The 21,147-nt window shown below is 54.7% G+C and carries 8 protein-coding genes and 2 pseudogenes; 6 read left to right on the forward strand and 4 right to left on the reverse strand.

Features of this window, described 5'->3' with window-relative positions:
- Positions 1–472 precede the first annotated feature (472 nt).
- From AC4HNJ_RS06395 to AC4HNJ_RS06415, 5 genes and pseudogenes are all read left to right on the forward strand, one after another.
- Complete coding sequence (locus tag AC4HNJ_RS06395; RefSeq protein WP_490478716.1) at positions 473–6,094, forward strand: hypothetical protein; 5,622 nt, start codon at positions 473–475, stop codon at positions 6,092–6,094.
- Between the two features lie 16 nt (positions 6,095–6,110).
- Positions 6,111–7,103: an RHS repeat-associated core domain-containing protein gene (locus AC4HNJ_RS06400; protein WP_490478717.1), complete on the forward strand. Its 993-nt coding sequence runs from the start codon at positions 6,111–6,113 to the stop codon at positions 7,101–7,103.
- Positions 7,104–7,250: 147 nt separating this feature from the next.
- Complete coding sequence (locus AC4HNJ_RS06405; protein WP_490478718.1) at positions 7,251–8,699, forward strand: hypothetical protein; 1,449 nt, start codon at positions 7,251–7,253, stop codon at positions 8,697–8,699.
- Between the two features lie 201 nt (positions 8,700–8,900).
- Entirely contained in the window at positions 8,901–9,503 is a 603-nt protein-coding gene (locus AC4HNJ_RS06410; RefSeq protein WP_490478719.1) for a hypothetical protein, read from the forward strand.
- A 93-nt stretch (positions 9,504–9,596) separates the two neighbouring features.
- Positions 9,597–9,856: pseudogene (locus AC4HNJ_RS06415) on the forward strand (transposase); the annotation flags it as partial.
- A 1,404-nt stretch (positions 9,857–11,260) separates the two neighbouring features.
- On the opposite strand, the pseudogene AC4HNJ_RS06420 reads toward AC4HNJ_RS06415, so the two are convergent.
- Together AC4HNJ_RS06420 and AC4HNJ_RS06425 are read right to left on the reverse strand one after the other, a co-directional pair.
- A pseudogene (locus AC4HNJ_RS06420) lies at positions 11,261–15,244 on the reverse strand (beta strand repeat-containing protein); the annotation flags it as partial.
- Positions 15,245–15,751: 507 nt separating this feature from the next.
- Positions 15,752–15,982, reverse strand: coding sequence for a hypothetical protein (locus AC4HNJ_RS06425; protein ID WP_490478720.1), 231 nt, complete (start codon positions 15,980–15,982; stop codon positions 15,752–15,754).
- Between the two features lie 393 nt (positions 15,983–16,375).
- On the opposite strand from AC4HNJ_RS06425, the gene AC4HNJ_RS06430 reads away from it, so the two are divergent.
- Positions 16,376–18,046 carry a hypothetical protein gene (locus tag AC4HNJ_RS06430; RefSeq protein ID WP_490478721.1) on the forward strand — a complete coding sequence of 557 codons (1,671 nt, stop codon included), beginning with the start codon at positions 16,376–16,378 and terminating at the stop codon, positions 18,044–18,046.
- A 151-nt stretch (positions 18,047–18,197) separates the two neighbouring features.
- Here the strand turns inward: AC4HNJ_RS06430 and AC4HNJ_RS06435 are convergent, their stop codons facing one another.
- Together AC4HNJ_RS06435 and AC4HNJ_RS06440 are read right to left on the reverse strand one after the other, a co-directional pair.
- On the reverse strand, positions 18,198–19,709 hold the full coding sequence (locus AC4HNJ_RS06435; protein WP_490478722.1) for a hypothetical protein: 1,512 nt from the start codon (positions 19,707–19,709) through the stop codon (positions 18,198–18,200).
- Positions 19,710–20,260: 551 nt separating this feature from the next.
- Positions 20,261–21,049 carry a hypothetical protein gene (locus AC4HNJ_RS06440; protein WP_490478723.1) on the reverse strand — a complete coding sequence of 263 codons (789 nt, stop codon included), beginning with the start codon at positions 21,047–21,049 and terminating at the stop codon, positions 20,261–20,263.
- Positions 21,050–21,147 lie beyond the last annotated feature (98 nt).

The raw sequence follows: 21,147 nt of genomic DNA on the forward strand, positions 1-21,147 counted from the left end.
ACCATCAGTATGGAAGCGTCCATATGCTTTCGACAGAGCATCTACAGACATAAGGTGACGGGGACCTTGTTGCAAGACAGTTTTCGGCGTGACATAGTCACTCCCGTTGCGTGTGTCCGTCTAGCTATCGAGCGAATGGCGGCTCCGTAAAAAGGGGATATAGAAAACTTCTAGCCAAGGGAAATCTCCAGGGGGAGATATGGTGGCTGCTGTTCTCGTAAGACACGACACACGCGATAGCGCTCGGGTGCTGCGCGCCTTCGCTATTACGGGCGGATCTTGTATGTTGCATTGCAATGCCACTGGGGTCGCCCGCCCCCCATCGGACATCATGGGCTACCTAAACGCGAGTATTTACCCCTATTACCTACGCCTGTAGCGCTGCCTGTCTCTCAGTGGACTGTCGCCACCGCCAAACTGCTTACGCGCTTGAGGCACGGAGTAGCTGTAAAAGGCAATAGGGAGAAATGGAATGTTTCGTTTTCGTCGCTTCAGTTATGGATTGCTTGTCGCTTTGTCTGTGGCATGCGGATTAGCCCACGCGCAAAACATCGCGGCTCCGATTGAAGATGAAGTCCGGCAAAGACTCCGCGTCAATACAAACATCAATCCTCTCGGTGAAAATCCATTTGGCGAGAACGTTAACCTTTACAACGGCACGCTTTCGTTTGAGCAAACGGACATCAACCTCCAGGGAACCGGTCCCGATATTACTGTCACACGCAAATATGCGGTTGCCGATACGACGGCGCCCTGGTGGCGGCAGTTTGTCGATTGGAGCATGGAAATCCCGCATATCGAGACGATGACCACGCCCAATTTGACGTCTTTTTTCATCAGCCCGAGTGGCGGTCGCTGTAGCGGCATTGGCACTGGACCGAGCGACGTTGTATTTCCGAATCAACTGGGAGGCCCTGCTATCGGGGTCGATCCATCGGCATGGTGGTACGGGGTGCACCTCGATATACCCGGGATGGGCCAACAGGACCTGATCGTTCCCGAATCTCCGAACACGAGACCGCTTCCGAGAGCCAGCCTGAACGGTGGTCAGGTTGTTCAAGCGTCACTAATAACCCGCAACAATTGGGCCATTGCATGCTTACCATCTACCTCTAACGGCGCAGGAGGCGAGGGCTTTTTGGCGATAAGCCCTGGCGGAACGCAATACTATCTTGATCGGCTCGTCTACAAGCGAGCCAATAACTACGGTACGTCGCCCTATGAGTTCACGCGCAACGTCGCGATGATGATGGTATCGAAAGTGGTGGACCGTTTCGGCAATACACTCACGTACAACTACGACAGTAACAACAATCTCACTTCCGTTGTGGCAAGCGATGGCCGTTCCGTTGCGTTTTCGTACACGGCTTATACCATTCAGCCAACTCTTGAACTTAGCAATCCCGATCCGGGATTCCGGGTGAATGCGGCGACTGTCACGGCGTCGAATGGTGCGACGCGAACATGGACATACTCCTATGAATCTGGAAGCTACGGCGATCTTCAATCGGTAACGCTGCCGGACGGGTCGAGCTGGCAGTTTTCCCTTGATAACTTCCGAGAGTATGAGGATGTTCCTGATCTTGACATGATTACCTATAACGCGTCAGGGGCAGGCAATTGCACCTATGCGTTGGAACCGCAAAATGCGGTTACGGCAACGGGGACGATTACGCATCCGTCCGGCTTGGTTGGAACGTTTACTACTAAAAACACGATTCGTGGCGAATCGTATGTCCAGTACGATTGTGCTGCATCGCAAAGTAATGAGTATCTCTACTACCGTAATGTGATGGCATATCCGTCTCTGATAAAGAAGACATTCAGCGGCGCGGGATTGCCTGGCAATTTAACGTGGACCTATAGCTACTCTTCACCTAATCAAAGCTGGAGCACGGATAGCTGTGCTTCGAACAATACTTGCGCAAGTACGGTTTACACTGACGCGGTCGATCCGAATGGCAATGATGTTCGATATACATTTAGCAACAGATGGGATGCTACCGAGTCGCAGCTATTAGACGCCTCTTATTATCAGGGAGCGGCAGGCTCCACCCTGCTTAGAGATATTCAGACCTCCTACGCATCATCGTCCACGGGACCCTGGCCAGCGAGTCTTGGCATCTCCCTCGGAGGCGAAGCGAACGGGGCCGAAGTGCTGATGATCGAGCCCTTGAACCGAAAGAGTACCGTGCAGCAAGGCGATTCCTATACGTGGCAAGCCGTGGCATTTGATCTTTGGGCAAACCCTACTGATACGAAGCGATACAATTCCATCGCAGGGCAACCATCGATCGAAGAACTTCATAGTTATTTGTACGATTCGAATCTCTGGGTAATGGGGCTCCCTGTTTCGACGGTAAACGCTGCGACGTCCGAGGTCGAATCAAGTGACGCCTACAACGCAAGCGATCTCGTTGCGTCACGCTCACGTTTTGGCGAGCTACTCGAATCGTATACGTACGACAACCAGGGGAACCTCAGCACCTTCAAGGATGGCGACGGAAATACCACCTCGCTGAGTGATTATTATCGAGGCATACCTCAGCAGATCGCGTATCCGGATGGTACGTCATCGTCCGCCGTGGTTGATGACTTTGGAGAGGTCACAAGTGAGACGGATCAACGCGGATATGCAACGTCTTATAGCTATGACCCAGTTGGGCGCGTTACACGCGTCACCTACCCCACGAACGATACCGTGTCGTGGAATCCTGAGATCATCGCTTACAACTTCGTGAACTCGGCCGAGCAGGGAATCGCGGCGGGCCACTGGGATCGCGTTGAAACAGTAGGAACAGCGAGCTCCACCACATACTTTGATGCTGAGTTAAGGCCGCTATTGACGTATACCGTCGATACTAATGTGGCCGGCTCCGGCAACAGCGTCACGTTTGCCTACGATTGGACCGGCGCTAAGACGTTCGCATCCTTCCCTGTGGCGGGGGCGCCTGGGTACTCTGCGATATCTTCAGGCATTCATAATTCCTACGACGCACTGGAGCGACTGACGCTGAGTCAAGAGGACAGTGAGCTGGGAAGTCTCAGTACATCCACGTCTTACCTCCAAGGTGGCGGTAGGCAGGTGACAAGTCCTAACGGAAATGTGACCACCACCTACTACCAGGATTTTGATGCACCAAGCTATGACTCCCCCATCTCGATAAGTGCGCCTCAGGGTGTTTCGCAATCGATTTCGCGCAATGTATACGGCGATCCGACAGCAATTACCCAGTCAGGACCCTATGGCAGTGAGAATGATAGCGTCACCAAGACCTTCGTTTACGACATCTATCACCGTGTATGTCGAACGACCGAGCCGGAGAGTGGGAGCACGGTTATTGCATACGATGCAGCAAACAATGTGCAATGGACAGCACAAGGACAAAGCATCACCGATGGCACGTGTGGTCAAGCCGACGTCGCGACGTCGGCGCAAATGGTGCGCACTTACGATCAGCTGAATCGCATTCGGACAGTCATCCCGCCGACGGGGACTCAGAGCACGACGTATTCCTACGATAACGATGGGAATCTATTAACAGCCACATCGGGTATCGCCAGTCAGGCGTTTGCTTATGACAGTCGCAACTTGATGACCAGTGAAGCGCTAGCCGTTCCCGGCTTTACCTGGGCCTTGGCCTACAGCTACGACGGTAACGGACATCTCAATGCCATCGGGTACCCTGACATCGACGGCGTCAATGAAGGTGTGGCCTACAACCCGGACGCGCTGGGTCGACCGTTGCAAGCTGGCTCCTACGCGAGCGGTGTCACTTACTTTCCCAATGGCGTCATGAGTGGGTTCAACTTTGCCGACGGACTTGCGTTTACGGCGTCACAAAATGCGCGGGATCTACCGAGTGGTTTCAGCTATTTCACCGGGAACGCAGTGGATGTGTCGGAGGCGTTGACATACGACAACGACGCCAATATCACACACGTGACTGATAACGTTAGTGGTCAGCGCAGCAAGGCGTTTACATATGACACCCTGGATCGCCTTACCAATGCCGTTGCCGGGCAGCTTTATGGGACGGAAACATATCAATACGACGCCATTAATAATCTGCGCTCGCGCTTAACCGCCGGCACTACGTTGACGTTGAACTATGACAGCACGAACCGACTTGCGAGCGTGGCAGAAGGCGCGAGCGTCATAAGCCAATATAGTTATGATTCCCAGGGCGATCGCAGTAGCGTTACAAGTGGTGGCGTCACTACGCAATATACCTTCGATGCAGAGAATCAGTTGCTCCAGGTGTCGGGCATCGAAGGTTATGCGTATGACGCGGCAGGCCGGCGTGTTGCCAAGACCTCTGTCGCAGGCACTCCTACGTATTATTATCTGTACAGCCATTCTGGCCGGTTGATGTTTTCGTTCGACCCGACGAATCTTACGGCTACAAATTACATCTATCTCGGCTCCAAGCTGATCGCCAGGCATGCGATGACAGCGCTTACGGCGCCGAGTGCGATTAGCGTCAGCAGTACTCCCAACAATGGTAACTTTGCACTCAGTTGGGGGACCGTGCCTGATGCCACCAGCTATACGGTGCAGGAACGCATCAATGGTGGGGCCTGGAACACCATTTACACGGGCGATAACACCTCTTTGGCTGTTTCCGGGCGAGCGGGTGGCAGCTATCTGTATCAGGTACGCGGCTGCACTAGTAATGGGTGTAGCGCCTGGACGGTATCGAGCACTGTAGGTGTATGGCCTGCCATCCCCGTGGTCTCCGTACCAGGTGGGACGGATAATGGCCCCTATATTGTGAGCTGGACAGCCTCGCCAGGTGCGACGGGCTACGCCGTCCAGGAATCGCTCAATGGGGGAGCGTGGTCAACCATCGCCACCAGTCAGGTGGGAACAAGCATCGCCCGTCCCGGCACCACTAGTGGAAACTACACCTATCAAGTAGCAGCGAGTAATGGCTTTGGGAGCGCGGGATGGAGCACGACCTCCGCAACAGTCGTCGTGGATACGACGTTTGGTCCCGCACCCAGTCCGGTACCGACCTTGTCTGTGCCGTCGACGAACAATAACGGAAGCCCTTCCATCAGCTGGACCGCGGCAACACCTATAACCGAATACACGTTGCAGCAAAGTACGAACGCGGGAGCCACGTGGACGCAGGTATACGCGGGCACGAATACAAGCGTCACTCTTTCGGGATTGAGCACAGGAAGCTATCTCTACCAACTTCAAGCCTGCTATATGCCCGGTGATGGATCGGCATGCACTGGATGGGTGCAGGCTGGCCCTATGGTCGTGACGATTCCACCAAGTGGCATACCGACGATCAGTAGCCCTGCCGTTACCACCAGCGGCAACTTTACGGTTAGCTGGAGCGGTGTGAGTACCGCAACGTCGTATGTGTTGCAGCAACAGACCAATGGGGGAGGTTGGACGACCATTCAGAACAGCGCCGCGACGAGCCATGCGGTGAGTGGAGCGGCGAACGCCAGTTATGGCTTCCGTGTAGAAGCGTGTAACGGCGGTGGTTGCGGTGGATGGAGCAGCACAGCGTCCACGACGGTCGAAGTCCCGCCAGCAAGTGCTCCCGCGCTGAGCGGTGGTGGCACCTCTACCAATGGTAGTTACAGCATGAGTTGGAATGCTGTGGCCAATGCGACGAGCTATACCTTGCAGGAAAGTGTGAATGGCGGTGGCTGGGGCACTGTCCAGGCAAATGGTGCAACCAGCTGGAGCACGAGTGGACGCGGTGACGGCACCTATCAATATCGCGTGGAAGCGTGCGATGCCGGCGGATGCAGTGGCTGGAGTGCCACCGCCACTGAGGCGGTGACCCTACCTCCTGGTACTCCTGCGCTTTCTACGCCGAAAGGTATCGTGAGCGGTACGTATTCGGTGACCTGGAGTTCGGTCGCTACCGCGACGTCCTACACTCTTCAGCAACAAGCGAACGGAGGCGCATGGACCACGGTTCAATCCGGTCCTATTAACGCCTGGAGCGCATTTGGTGAGGCTAATGGCACCTACGGATATCGCGTGCAGGCGTGCTACGAAAGTGCCTGCAGCGCGTGGAGTGCAACCGCTAACGTTTTAGTGGGCCAGATGCCGGGACAGTGAGAGGGATATATCAATCATGCGTAACGCCACAAAGTTATTGATTGCGCTTGTCGCGAGCTTCCCGGTAGTGAGCGCCTTTGCCCAGAGCAACGGTACAGTCACCTACATACTCACGGATCAACAAGGCACACCGCTTGCCGAGGCGGATGCAAATGGGAATATCACTGCATCGTTTGATTACACACCCTATGGCACAATCGCCTTGGGCACATCACCCGACGGCCCTGGCTACACTGGGCACGTGAATGATCCTGAGACAAACCTCGTCTACATGCAGGCGAGGTACTACGACCCAAGCGTTGGCGGCTTTTTAAGCGTTGATCCTGGCGAACCTTCGTCAGGAAATTTATTCACCTTTGGCCGCTACGGATATGCTAGCGAGAACCCTATTGGAAACACTGATCCCACTGGAAAATACACATGCACCGTTAGCGGACAATTTTGCTCCACAGTAGTCAGACAGTTGGTGAGTGGGGTACATGTTGCGTTTGAGAATGCAAGGATTCCAGGAGAGCGTGCTCGACTGGGCAGAGTGATTCGGTATATAGGCTCGGAGAATGACCATAAGGGACCTACTTACGTTCCCGGCCATCTTCTTGGTGCAGGCCCTGCTCTCTCCAATCAGGTTGGCCTTACTACAGTAGATGATTCGAATTTAAAGAGAAATCCAGACGGTAGTCTGGCGCCCGGAATTGACGGGCAAATCCAAGGCTCTGCAGCTATAGCGCATGAGGCATGGCACGATCTTTGGGCACAGGATAAAGGCCATACGGCGTCCACGCCTGATGATATTAAAGATTCTGAAACGCAAGCATACGGGCTCACCAATGCAGTATTGCATGGTTTCGGGATGACCATGACGAAAGCAGAGATGCAGCGAGCTATCGCAACGTCAGTGTACATAGATCTTCATCGTGGCCAGCAGGTTACACCACAACCACAACCTTCAGGCCAAAATACGCCTCCAAATGTGACTATTTCCAACAATGGCGACCCCAATGGAGGCTAATTGGTCTCTAGCGATAACGATTAAATGATGCCTTAGCAGTCAGCGTAGACTGCGCCGCATATTGCCCTGATGATGCGGGCGTATCAGTTAGCAGCTACCGCTTTAGTCTTGAAGCGGCATTCTATTTCGTCGGTAACGAGGTGAGGCATGACCATTAAAATGCAGGGTCAGTTTGTCTTACTGTGCGTACTGCTATTGGCTTGCTTGGCTGCGCACGCGCAAACTCCGAGCACCCCGACGGTGAAACGTATTGTGATCGAATCATCGTGGGCGGGATTGGGCATAATTTACTATTCAAGTGATCACATCGTTATCGACAGGCAGGGTGATGTCTATCGGCTTAGCGGAACTCATACGGACGCAGCTTTAGTCATCAGGTCGTTAGGCAACCATTCCAGACGAAACGTCAATAACAGTGAACGTAATGGATCGGAGGGCGTGTCCGTACGAGCACTTAAACCGCAAATCATTTCACCGAATTTTGTGACGGATTTACGAGATGCCATATTGGCGAAACCACAGCCGTTGATCGAACTTGCCACTTTGAATCCAACGGCCTCCGGCATTCAGGTTAAGATCGACGATCTACTTAAGCAAACCGGACTTGTTCAAAATACCTCTCCTGTCGCCGGGCGAGTTTTCGCATGGCGACAGGGGCTCAGGGAGTCGTCTGCGTTAGCCCGGGTGATTACCTTTGGATTTTTGACGGTTCACACTGACGACTTTCCAAAATTGAGCATAACGATGACGTTGGATGATCAATCGACTATATCGGCTAGCTCACAGTCTCAGCACTATCTTATGCTTCCATGGAAGGTAGCCAATGGAAGATTGACTTATTCGCCGACTATCGCGCGTGCAGTGCTATCGCTATTACCACGTGACTCCGTTGACAAGGATCGACTGGAGGGCGCTATAACTGACAACGATTTGGACGAAATCTTATACGCAGGCATCGAGCCCGACATCGAGCAATTCCAGGTGGCAAGGACCGCCCCAGCCGTGCAACATTTACTGGAAGAACATTTTGTTGTATCGCACATTGCGATAAACACGTGGCAGGGCAGAAACGTCGATGCTCACTTACGGCTTCCCGATGGTCCTTCGAATCTCATGGTACTGGCACGCATGGCGCTCTCTGGCGATGCTTTGAGGAATGCCAATGATGTTGACAACATTCAGCGCTACCTTCGTTTAATACAGTCATCGCCAATTCTTCTAGCAAAAATAAGCGCGGATGCAAATATCAGTTTCGTTATTAAGTACGGCTTTAAAAATTCCTGGCCAAACAAGCGTGCGATGGAGCAATTTGTTCAACAAATGCATGCCATGAAGGCGCTTCCCGATCTCACGATAGACTCGCCTTCACTGAGAAACTCAGTATTGCTGGAAGAAGGAATGCGACCCATCTATTGGGTTGTGTTATCGGATGGTCGAGCCATCAAGTGGAAGGAGTTTGTGCTTGCATCAGACGGGCAGAACACTGAGCCTTGCCCAGGCTTACCCTCAGTTGATAGCGATGGCACCAATGAGATGTCAGAACACGCCGATCGATGCATTGGCACCGTATATGGCCACGCTGGCGGCAAAATGTAAGACGGGTTCTTCGGATAACTTTATTTCGCCTGCATGGCAATAATGACGGCATACAGGAGGACAATATGGCCGCGCCATACGATGGTTGGTGTTAGTTATGCTCCTACCTTCAATCTGTGCCGCTCAAACTACTGTGCGAGAGGCACGCGAAATGCCTTTGGCTAATCTTGCCTAAAGCTTTTGGGCGACACTGGCGCGATTATGATCGACGTCGACCGTCCAAGCGCAACAGCAAGGCTGTGGTCAAATCCACTCAGGTTTTACAGTCATGCCACAGCCGCGAGTTTGCGATTTAGCTTATGTAGCGCCGATTGGGTCGATATCGAGTTTGACCCAAAAGGCAATGTTCATGGCATTTCCACGGAAACACGTTATGGCGTGGTCGGCGATATTTACACATCATACGACCAGGCATCAGACAAGACTGAGAAAATGTACAGCTCCGTCAAATCCACTAGGACCTACTTTCAAGCACCCGATGCGCAGACGGCTCTTGAAGCGGTCTATTTCGTGGACGCGATTCATGGCAAAGGTCCAGCGCCTAATCAGCAATTTACGTATAGCTGTACGGGATCATGTGGAAAAGGCCGGGACAGACTTAAATGGTTGGCACTCGGACAAATTACTTCCGTTCGTTGTATTAAATGCGACCGGCAGTTTTCCTCGAACAGGATCATTGAAGTAAATGTTCGCGAAGGTAAAGAAGATCCCGGGCCGATGACCTTTCGGGTAAGCGGAGATTTTGATCCGAAGGGAGTAAAAATTGCCAGTGTCACCGCAAGTGTCATCCCTCTGCTCTATTGATACTTTTTGTGGCGCCGACCTTATCCCTGCCTTGGCAGCGTTTCGAAGAGCGTTTTTCGGCCAAGCTGAGCTTCATCAGGAGGCTGTTTTGCCATGAAGAAGACCAAGTACACCGAAGAGCAGATTGCGTTCGCCCTGCGCCAAGCCGAGAGTGGTGTCACGCTAGCGGAAGTCTGTCGAAAGATGGATACCTGCGAAACGATATTTTTCAATTAGAAGAAGAAGTACGGCGGCCTGGGTGTGGCGGAACGGCGTCGTCTGCGGCAACTCGATGAGGAAAATCGCAAGCTCAAGCCACTCGTGGCAGGCCTGGGCTGGCCAAAGCGATGCTGCAGGATGCCCTACAAAAAAAGTTCTGAGATCAGACCAATGCCTTCTCGGCCTCTAGGCGTTCATAACGCATGTCACCAAGCACGTTAAAAGTGCTTGGTGAATCCAAAACTCAGCGCGTTGTCGTGTAAACGGCTACCGAAGAATCCCTGGTAGTCCACATAGAGGCTCCATGAAGCACCCGCTTCCGCCGTGATGCGTGCACTCGCCGTGCCCATGCCCCGTCCTTGCGTTGCGCCTGGCAGGTCGAACACGGTTCCATCCTGGGCGGTAACCTGCACGATCGGGGTCGCGGCGTTGTGCGTGTCGTAACGATAACCCACGCTCACTTCGGGCACATACGTCACACCATGCGCCACGAAGCTATGCTCAATGGCCATGATCGCGTACGGCTGCAGGGCGGTATAGCGGCTACGCGCACCGTCGACCGGAAAACTAGCCGCTTCAGGGTTGGCGCTGTTTAGCGTTTCGCTGAAACCGTCCAGCGTCTGCCGTTGATACAACACACCCGCCTTGGGCGTGAGCTGCCACTGCGCCAGTTGCAAGGGCCACGCGGCCTGCAATGCGGCGGACAACATGTTGCCGCTCGGCGTGGATGTCGCCGTGCCGATGCCGGTGGCGCGATTGAAGTGGTAATCGCTATGCATCGTGTCGACGACCGCCGACAAAACCGTCGGACCCGCATCGGCATAGGCGTAGATGCCGCCATGCACATTGTCGACGCGGCCATTGCCACCTGCCTTGTCATTGCCGTTTACCTGACCCACGCCCGCTTGCAGGCCGACATGGGCGACGTCGCCGACGGCATAGTCGGCGCCACCCAGCAAACCGAAAGCGGTGCTGTTCGATCCGTCGGAACCATCAAGCGATAGGTTGGAGCCGGTGTATTGCGCCCATGCGCCGCTGCCGCACGAGGCGGTGACATTCTGCATCGCAGCCGCATGGTCAGCGCCGCATTGCGTGCCACGCGACACCAAACCAACGTCAAGCACAGAATCCATGTCCTGCTGGCCGGCGATGTTGACGCTGCGCATCAGGTCGCCGAACAGGCTGCTGTCGAGTGGCATGACCGATGCCTGTGCAAGCACCAATTCGGCACCGGTCGAGCTGTAACTGATCTGCGAGGTGAGCGATCCCGGCACGGTGCCGTTGACGGTATTGAATGTGCCACTCAGCGACCCGGCTTGCAGCAGGTCGAACTTGTTGCTGCTGTAGGTACCTGGCGCGAAGATCAGATCGAGCGTGCCATTGAGGCTCGCATTGCCGCTGACCTTCAGCATGGAGGACTGCGTCGGGGTTACATCGATCTGCAAGGTGCCATCGGCGTTCTGCGTGTAATTGCCCTGAATGGTGAGGGTGCCCATCGAGCCACCCGGCCATACGATACCGTCGTTGGTGACATCACCCACCACGGTGCCGTGACCGCGCAGCGTACCGGCACCTTGCACGTCTACCGCACCTTCGATGGATGCGCTCGTGGTGTTGCTGTCGCCTACTTCCAGCGTGCCGGCGCTGATGGTGGTGCCACCCGCGTAGGTATTGGCACCATCGAGTATCAAGGTGCCCGCGCCAGTCTTAGTCAGGCTGCCGCTGCCGCTGATGACGCTGCTGTAGGTGCCGTCGCTCGTCTGATCGAATACCAGCGCCGCATTGTTGGTGATATTCCCTTGCAGGCTATTGGTGTCGCCTTGCAACGTGCCGGCGCTGATCGTTGTGCCGCCGCTATAAACGTTCGCGCCAGTGAGCGATAACGTGCCGGCTCCGGTTTTGGTCAGGCTGCCGCTGCCGCTGATGACGCCGCTGTAGGTGCCATCGCTCGCCTGATCGAATACCAGCGCCGCATTGTTGGTGATATTCCCTTGCAGGCTGCTGGTGTCGCCTTGCAACGTGCCGGCGCTGATCGTGGTGCCGCCGCTATAAACGTTTGCACCGGTGAGCGATAACGTGCCGGCTCCGGTTTTGGTCACGCTGCCGCTGCCGCTGATGACGCCGCTGTAGGTGCCGTCGCTCGCCTGATCGAATACCAGCGTCGCGTTATTGGCGATATTGCCTTGCAGGCTGTTCGCATCGCCTTGCAATGTGCCGGCACTGATCGTGGTGCCACCGGTATAGCTGTTGCTGCCGTTCAATACCAGTGTGCCGCCGCCATTCTTGATCAGCTGGCCGCTACCGGAAATCGCACCGCTGAAGCTGCCATGGGTTGTTTGCGCAAACACGAGCGTCGCGTTGTCGGTGATGCTGCCCTGCAGACTGGTCGCGTCACCCTGCAGGATACCCGCATCGATGATCGTGCCGCCGCTGTATGTGTTTGCGCCAGCAAGCACCAAGGTGCCCGCACCGCTCTTCAGTAACCCGCCCGTACCGGTGAGTGCCTGCGTCACCGTGAACGTGTTGGCCGCGTCATCGATGTCGAAACCACCACCGGCGCTGCCCCAGGTGATGCTGCGCGATGTCTGCTGGAAAGCGGTGCCGGTGATTTCCAGCGTGCCGCCTTCGAAATCCAGCGCATCGGTGCTCGCACCCAGGTTGGCATCCGACGATACCGACAAGTAGCCGCCGCTCAGGGTGGTCGTGCCGGTATAAAGGTTGGTGCCAGTGAGCACCAGCGTGCCGCCGTCGGTCTTGTTCAAGCCATCGGTGCCATCCAGTTCGTTGGCGATGATGGCAGTGTCGCCACTGCTGACACGAATGACCGGCGCAACACCACTCTGTCCAACCAAATCGATGGCGCCACCGGTGAGCTGATAACCATCACTGACGAATTGCATGCCGGTGACGCTGACTTCGCCACCGGTATCATCCACCGTAACGGTGCCGGCGGTGCCGCCGAAGATCGCGAAACCCGGTTGCGGTGACATAGGGCCCGGGGATTGGCCGTTAGTGTTCGACCAAGTGTCGGACATCACGCTCCATGTACCGCTGCCGCCGCCCATGGCACCAGGGCTGGCCTGTCCGTTCGCATCCCATTCGTCGAGCGTGAGGTTTTGCGTGTCGACCAGGTTGATCTGCTTGTCGGTGGTGAGAATCTGTAGCGTCATGCCGCTGGGCGGCGCAAAGCCGCCACCAGTGATGGCCAAGGTGCCACCCCAGGTGAACAGGTTGTACAGGCCCGGCCCCATGCTGCCGAGATTGTTGACGTTGAGCGTGGAACTGTCGATCGACAGATTGCCGTCCACAGCCACGTGATCGCTCTGGCCGGGTGTGCTGAAGTTCGAGCCCGGCGCGCCGAAATCGAAATTCAGTTGCGATCCGCTGCCAATCGTGAGATCGCCATCGATGGTCAACGTACCGATGGCAAGCGTATTGCCCGGTGTGAGCGCGCCGCCATTGGAAAGCGTAGCGCTGCCCTTGATGCTGCCGTAACCCCCAAGCGTACCGCCGTTTACGCTGACGTCGCCGCCCACTGTTGCCGTAGCATGCGAGCTGTCGCCGACGATCAACGTGCTGCCGGACGCCACCGTAGTAAGGCCGGTAAACGTATTGGCGCCATCGAGGGTCAGCGTACCCGCACCGCTCGCGGTCAACGTACCCGTGCCCGAGATCACGCCGCTGTAGGTACCGCTGCTGGTTTGATCGAACACCAGCGCTGCGTTGTTGGCGATATTGCCCTGCAGGCTGGACGTGTCACCTTGCAGCGTGCCTTCGGCGATCGTTGTCCCGCCGGTATAGGTGTTGTCGCCAAGCAGTGTCACGGTGCCGGTGCCGGTCTTGGTCAGCGTACCGATGCCGGAGATCACACCGGCGTAAGAGCCATTGGTGGCTTGATTGAACACCAGCACGGCGTTGTCGGTGATATTGCCTTGCAAGCTGGTGGTGTCACCTTGCAACACGCCTGCGTTGATCGTGGTGCCACCGGTATAGGTGTTGGCGCCGGCAAGGGTGACCGTGCCGGCACCATCCTTGAACACCTCACCCGCTCCGCTGATCACATCCGCAAAGGTGCCGCTGATGACTTGATTGAAATCCAAGGTCGGGGAGAGACCCAGGCCGTTGCTGGAGAACGTGATGCTGCCATTGAAGGTGCTGGTGTTACCAACCAGCTGGCCCTGCTGAATGGTCCAGTTGGTACCCGCGTTGCCAGTGCCGGTCAACGTCCAGGTGATGTCGCCGATCTTGGTGTTGTTGGCGAAACCCACAATCAGGCCGGCATCGATCGAGCCATTGGCATTGCCGCCCAGCGTCAGCGTGTCGCCCGTGGCGGGGTCGCTGCCGCTGGTGCTTACGATATTGCCGGTAAAGGTGGCACCCGATTCGATCAGCAACTGGTTGCCGCCGCCGGAAAACAGCACTGCATCGGCCTGCATGCTGCTGTTGCTGCCGCCGTTAATCGCGCCATCGTCGATGACGGTGGCACCGCCCCATGCACGCACACCGACACCTGGCGTACCGTTCTGCGCCGAAGTGCCTGCCACTGGGCTGACACCGGCGCCGCCGCCGCTGATGGTGCCCGAGTTGGTGAGCGTGGCGCCCGCACCGACCAGGTTCACGCCGGCACCGCCACCGCCGTAACCGCCCGGCAGATTCTGGCCATCCTGGAACGCGCCGGGAACACCACCGGCGCCGCCGGCAATCGTGGCGCCCGTGCCATTGGTGACGCTAGCGCCCACACCGAGGACCAGCAAGCCATCGCCGCCACCGCCACCGCTGCCGGCGTAGCCGCCATAACCGCCGGTGCCCCCGGTGCCGCCCCTCAACGTGCCGTTGTTGGTGAACGACACAATGCCTGCGCCGGCCCCGATGATCACACCCGCGCCACCACCACCGCCGGCGCCCGGATCATTGTTCGACTCGCTATCCGCTGCGCCGCCCTGGCCGCCCTGCCCACCACTGATCGTCACGCTGGACGCCACGGTCTGCGTCGAATTGCTGATACTGATGAAAACACCCGCGCCGCCACCGCCACCACCGCCGCCAACAGGGCTATTGGCAGGCGCATCCTCACCGGCGCCACCGGTGCCACCGCTGACGGAAGCGCTGACATTGTCAGTCGCCCCGACCCCGCCGCCGCTTCCGCCCGTCGAAGTGAGGTCGAAGGAGTCGGCGTCAAAGATCGCCGTGGCGCCAGCGCCGCCGACACCATTGGTGGCCGTGTTGCCCGCGGTTTCGGTGCTATTGGGATTCCAGGTAATCCCATCGCCCCCTGTGCCATTGCCCGAACCGCCATCAGGGCTACGGCCGGGATGTCCACCCACACCACCTACCGCGCCGCATCCCGATGGATCGGAGGACGTACAAGTCTGGCTCCACGCCGGAGCGCTTGCCCAAGCCAGCGCCAGGCCGGCAATCGCCAGCGCAAGTGGACAGCGGCGTAGGGAACGCGGCGCGGAGGCACCGGAGGACCAAGCTTTGTTGCGCGCGCGTTCGGGAGCTACCTGCACAACAGCCAGCGACCGATTCCATACGAGTCGGTAGACACGGTTCATTCGTTTTCCCCTGTTGGACGGCCCATCACTGCGCATCCTGTACGACCGCGGCCACTCAAAGCCCCGATGAAACTCCAAGCGCGAAATGTTTACATGCATCGACCTTCGCAAGCATCTGCCCAGCGCGCGGTACCTGCGTCGACACGTCAGTTAGATATCGTGATCTATATCGCAGGTGGCATCAATCATTTTTCATGAAAAATGGCAGCGCTGCGGGGTACTCGCGCTCGCTGCACGCCGAGAGGATTCACACCGCGCGGACACTACGGATGTTTGCTTACGCGTTCAGCCAAAAGGCATTGTTCTCGAAGCGCCGGAAGACATCCGGGGAAGCAGGATCGTGCGCTCTTGCGCAAAAACCTTCTGGCCGACCGTGTGCAAGCCCAGGATGCATAACAGTGCGCGCATGGCGCATTCCTCAAGGCCAAATGGTCCGAACATGATTCCCTCGATCATGTGTGATCTACAGTACGAACCTCTGGCCTCTTTCTTACGCTATCTCTGACGGCCAAGCACTTTTCTGGTCTGTAGGTAGCACGCCACCGCAAAAACCAGAAAGCCAGCGCCGATGATCACGGTGAAATCCAATATACCCGCCCGCGACGTCAGCCCCCAGATCACAAAAGCCAAACCAAGGAAGGCATAGAAAATAGGGGTGATCGGAACCTTCGGCGTCGCTGCAAATATACGCTGGTTACGCTTGAGTACGTCGTTGTAAGACTGCACCGTTGCTTCGTGTTCGCCTTTGCATGACAGACCGTTTTGCTCGGCATTCCCTACTCAAGAGTACGCTCGGATAAACGTTAATATTTACGAATAGAACCGCGCATAGAACTACCGCGCTTAAATTTCCGCTCAGATTTTGAAGACGGCATGGACTGTACAGTAACCGCCACTACGAGCCGTTTAAGGTCGCTTCGAAAACTTCGTCTATGGCAACCCCTCCACTGCCACGAAACAACTTACTATCCATGCCGCACCATACTTGCTCGTGCAATGTCACTACGATCAAATAGAACGCGGCGTATCCACGATGGTTCAAGCGGATGACGCCGATCCATGAGTAAAGATTTTATTTCTAAGGTTCTGATTGACCACTGTAAACAAGGAGGTAATTGAATGAAAGCTCTAAGACTTACCGCACTACTTTTCCTAATGGGATTGTTTTGCTCAACCTCAGCATTAGCCACAGGCCAAGTGATCGGAAATATAGATGGCTTCTACAGTGACGCGAATGGTAATCCAGTACTTTCTGGATGGGCATGCCAAGTGGGTGACCCCAATCCGATCCAGGTAGACCTCTACCTGAACTCGCCATATTCATCCCAAGCATCCGCATCAGGCTTCTTTGTAAACCGCTTTACTGCCAATGAGCCAAGCGAACCGGGCGTCGCTTCTGCTTGCGGCTCCTCCGGTGCAAATTACAGGTTTGCGATCTCCCTCCCACCAAGTGAATTTTTAGCTGGAGACCCAGTCTTCGTTTATGGAATTAGTTCGACAGGAGGAACGCAAATATCTCCGACGGGTACATTCAAGATACCCGCTAATACATTGGCGACCAACAATCCTGGAGCAGCGAGTACCGGCTCACAATTCGTGATCTACGACACGCTCTACGACTCCGGCAACGGATGCTCCCCTTTTATTGATACCCCCCTCTATCCCGTAACTTTTCCATCAGCAGACAACAACGGCGTTGTCATGAAATTTTCGACCCTTTCCGATGATGGAAAGAACGCCACTTATCTGGTGTCGGGACAGATCAATTCGTCAGGATCGGAGACCCATGCGTTCCATGCCAACTGTACGCCGGCACTCGTTGGTCCACAGGACCCCGTCAGCACCCATTTCAATGGAAACCAATGGTTGATGGGGTTCTTCAAAGACACAAATGGGAATGTCTTTTCATTTATCCATAACGAGTACTACGGCGGTTACTATCCGAACGCGAATTTCCAGATTCCGTCATCGGCCGGCTGCAGTTTAGGACAACCGTACGGAACGATGATCAACCCCTTTGACTGCACCTACACTGCGATCGATATGGCTGAAATGCCAAGTGGCAGCTCAGCTTTTAGTCTTCTTGGAGGCTCCCCTCCCTCGCAGGTCGCAGCTCGTCCCTCATTTGCATACTCTCCCGTGAATCAGGTACCGACAAGCGGTACTGGTCCAACCGGTTACTTCACCAACACGAACGTTCTTCTCAACAGTGACGGGTATTACTACGCGCTGGCTGTCGATGACTTACCTTCGGGCGGTGATCGCAGATGCCCGATCCGAACTAATAACATTAGCGATCCTTCATCATGGCGCGGCTGGGATGGTTCGGGCTTCACCGTGAACGTATCTGCTGGCGCTGATTGCGTCGATGACAACCGATTGTCGGGAATTTTTCCTTTTTATTTGGGATATAGCACTTACTTCAATAAATTCATAATGGTGGGTGCAATTTCCTCAGCGAATCTTCCTAATGCACCCGCAGTTATGGCGTACTCTCTTTCGTCGGATTTTGTCAATTGGTCGCAACCTGTCAGTTTCAATGTACCAATTTTCAACTCTTCCTCATCCTCGGGCTGGACTGGGAATAATTACTCGTCGCTAGTCGACGTAACAACTATTCAAAACAGTTCGAGCCCCAACTGGTCAACCGGAGCGATTGTTGGTGGGGGACCATGGCTTGTATTCGCACAACGATACATCTGCGGGCCTTCGCCAGATCCTAATTGCCCAGCGTCGGGCTCACCTCAACGCACAAGATATGCAGCTGTATCGGTCAGCTTTTCGCAATAAGTCAGGCTTTATAGGTATGTTCTAGAGTCGGATTACCGACGCTCTGGCGTATACACTTTGAAATGGAAAGAGTCTGTTCATTAAACTTGAACAGGCTCTTTCTGGAGAGCACTTTTCTTACGAGGCCAGAACGCTCTTATGCATGATCAGCTCAGTTAGAGAAGGTAATGGGAATCGCAACAAGACGAGTAGCACCATTAACGCTACTGTGTTGAACCATTAGCAGAATAGGATGTTGTCCTGTAACTGCGCCACTTGAAGAATTAGCGCTTTGCACTGCCTCAAGCGCAACAGGGTCGATCAGCGATGCGTAGCCGTTATTCAGGTCCCAACCGCTCTCGTCGTTGGGCAGTTTCCACGGAGTATTGTTCCATATCGGAATATCAAGACCCACCGGTCCTATCCAATGCACGAGATCATCTGACAGCGCGTACGAGATCTCGCCTTCGGCGAAGGCTGGATTGGACTTATTCTGCGGCGACGCGGCTGTACCTCCGATTAGAATATAGCGCCCAAGATACGTATTGTATCCAAGATAAAATGGATAAAAATTAGGTATAACCCCGCTACAATCGCCGCCTGAATGGGTATCTACACTGTATGAATCGCCGTCCCAAGCACGCCAACTCGTTGGATCGGAGAGATTATTGCTACGGATAGGACAATAAATTGTCTCCGATGCCCTACCGTTGTAACTGCCGGATGGTCCGTTAGGAAACCCTTCGCCAGCCATAAGATAGTAATAACCATCAGATCGTTCTACAAGGTTGGTGTTAGTTTTATATCCACTAAATGCGCCCCATTCTCCATTGGCACCTTGTCCGCCCCCGTTTGGAACGTAGTTAAACGAAGGGCGCGCGACCAAATAGCCAGGATATCCACCTTCTGGCGTAAACGCCCCTCCACTAGAACTTGAATACGATGCGATTCCGATTGCTGCATAAGTGCACCAAAATGGGCTGATCAACGTGCCATTAGCAGATCCAAGATTGCATTGATCTGTCGCCGGAATATGAAAATTTAGTCCAGTCGGAAAATTTCCTCCATAATACTCGTTGTGAATCAAGGTATAGGTCGTACCTGACTGCTGAAAGGCACCATTTACCCATTGACTACCCGCATAGTCCGCGCCAACAGGGTCTCGCGGTGAGCCTAGAATGGATTGAGCGCAGTCTACTTTGAAAGCTTGTGTAATGTTTCCATTTGCATTCATTCTTCCTCGGACCCAATAATTGCTTCCGCTTGAGGACTGTGCGGCAAACTGAAGATCAAAATCATCAGTCGATGAAATGTAATCGCTTGAAAGAGCATAGCCAGGCGAATCCAAAAACGGAGTACAAGACGAATCAGTGTCCTGGCTGGCGTCATAAACTACGTACCAATTTGACAATTTTACATCAGCATGACCCGTAGAAATGCTGCGCTGATAGGTCGATAAAATAGTCAAAATGTCGTCATCATCGTCATCACTGAGCGTTGCGACGGCAGAGGAGCTTACGGCAGGAAATAATGCTTTTTCCGCGAACAATGCGAGTTTTTTATTTGATGACACAGACGCTGTCACTGACTCACTACACAGCACTAGAAAAATAATGCCAAGGACAAGTGCCGTGCTTGCAGAGAAGCCGAACTCCAAGATGTAATTGACTGATTTTCGCTTCATACAATTAGTTTTCGAGAGCTGGGCCGAAAACAATGTCGGCGACGACAAACGGTGGATGAGTACCACAGGTAAGCGCGTCACCAAACCAGATACGGACATTTTTGTTGGTGACTTGCGCCGTGATTAGAATAGTTTGCCAGGACTTGCAGATTGTCGGTTGGATTGCACCATTTCCACCGTCTACCGCAGTATTTACGTTGCAAAGAAAAAGCCAGCTTTCCGGCGTTGACGCATCTGAGTATGTTCCAATGGCCAATGTGCCATTTGACATAACGGCTACGTCATCAACAGTGCCGACACATTGATAAGAAGAGGCAGCCGTTGCAGGCTGGCTTAGTGTAAAAACGCTTAAGCAACAAAAAACACGAAAGATTCCGTTTAGCCGAGACATATTGTTTTCTTTTCCCTTTACGTTGTTTGAAAGATGGTTTTTGGTGCTATTAATAACGAACCGAAGACTAACCTCTCAATCCAGGGCCCCTGCACCCGATGCATATAGGAATAGCAAAAACAGAAGCAACGATATCCTCCAATTCATCACTCATTTCCATTCAAGCTGACCATGCTTGAGATGATCCTCGCATGTGCTGCTGGATTTCGCTCGCCCTAACAACCTCCTTGCACACCCGCTTGAAGATGCCGCGTAGCGCCGATTTCAAATGCGGCAGGGTTTCCCGCTGATCGATGCCAAGTACGGACGAGAAGATGGCATGCATGTGCAGCACTTCGACATCCGATAGATAACCTTGCTGCTGCCAGCGCCAGCCGGCGGTATTGCCATCATCGAAATGGGAAAAGTTGAAGCGGGAATTGGCGAGGAAGATGCCGAAGCCCATGAAGACCGCGGCGAGATCGGTTGCCGGCTCCCATACGTCCCAGCCACCTGGCGGCGGCTCGGGAAAGTCTGCCGTGCGGTAATGCGCCAGCTCGTGCGCGAAAGTGGCGACCAATGACATGGGGTTTCGCAACTGCGTGGGGTTATAGGTGATAAGCACCCCGCCCTCTTTCAATGTGCGAAACGTACCGGATGGCGAATGAGGCGCGCCCTGCACAAAGGCCTGTGGCGACACCATAGTGTTGGGATCGGCTTCCTGGCATTGAAGCGTGCACGGCCAATCCGCCATGCCTGCATGGGCTTTCACCTGATGGAAGATCATTTCCGCAAACGCATGCCCGCTTGAACCATCGTGCGAAAAATACTGCGGCGTAGGCAGGATCAAGCGACGTTGCTTGAACGTTTCGAGGCCACCGGTGTGTTGCAGCAGCCAATCAAAGCAGTCGAACTGCCATTGCGTCAGTTCGGTGTCGAGCAGCGGTCCTTTGCGAAATAGTCCGAACATGATTTCCTCGATCATGTATATATTGAATTGCCGCAATACGTAACAATCAAATTGTCATACGCCGTTTCCTCAAAGCAACCTGCCCTTTTACCTCAGTG

This window comes from Dyella sp. SYSU CM1112, assembly GCF_058216415.1.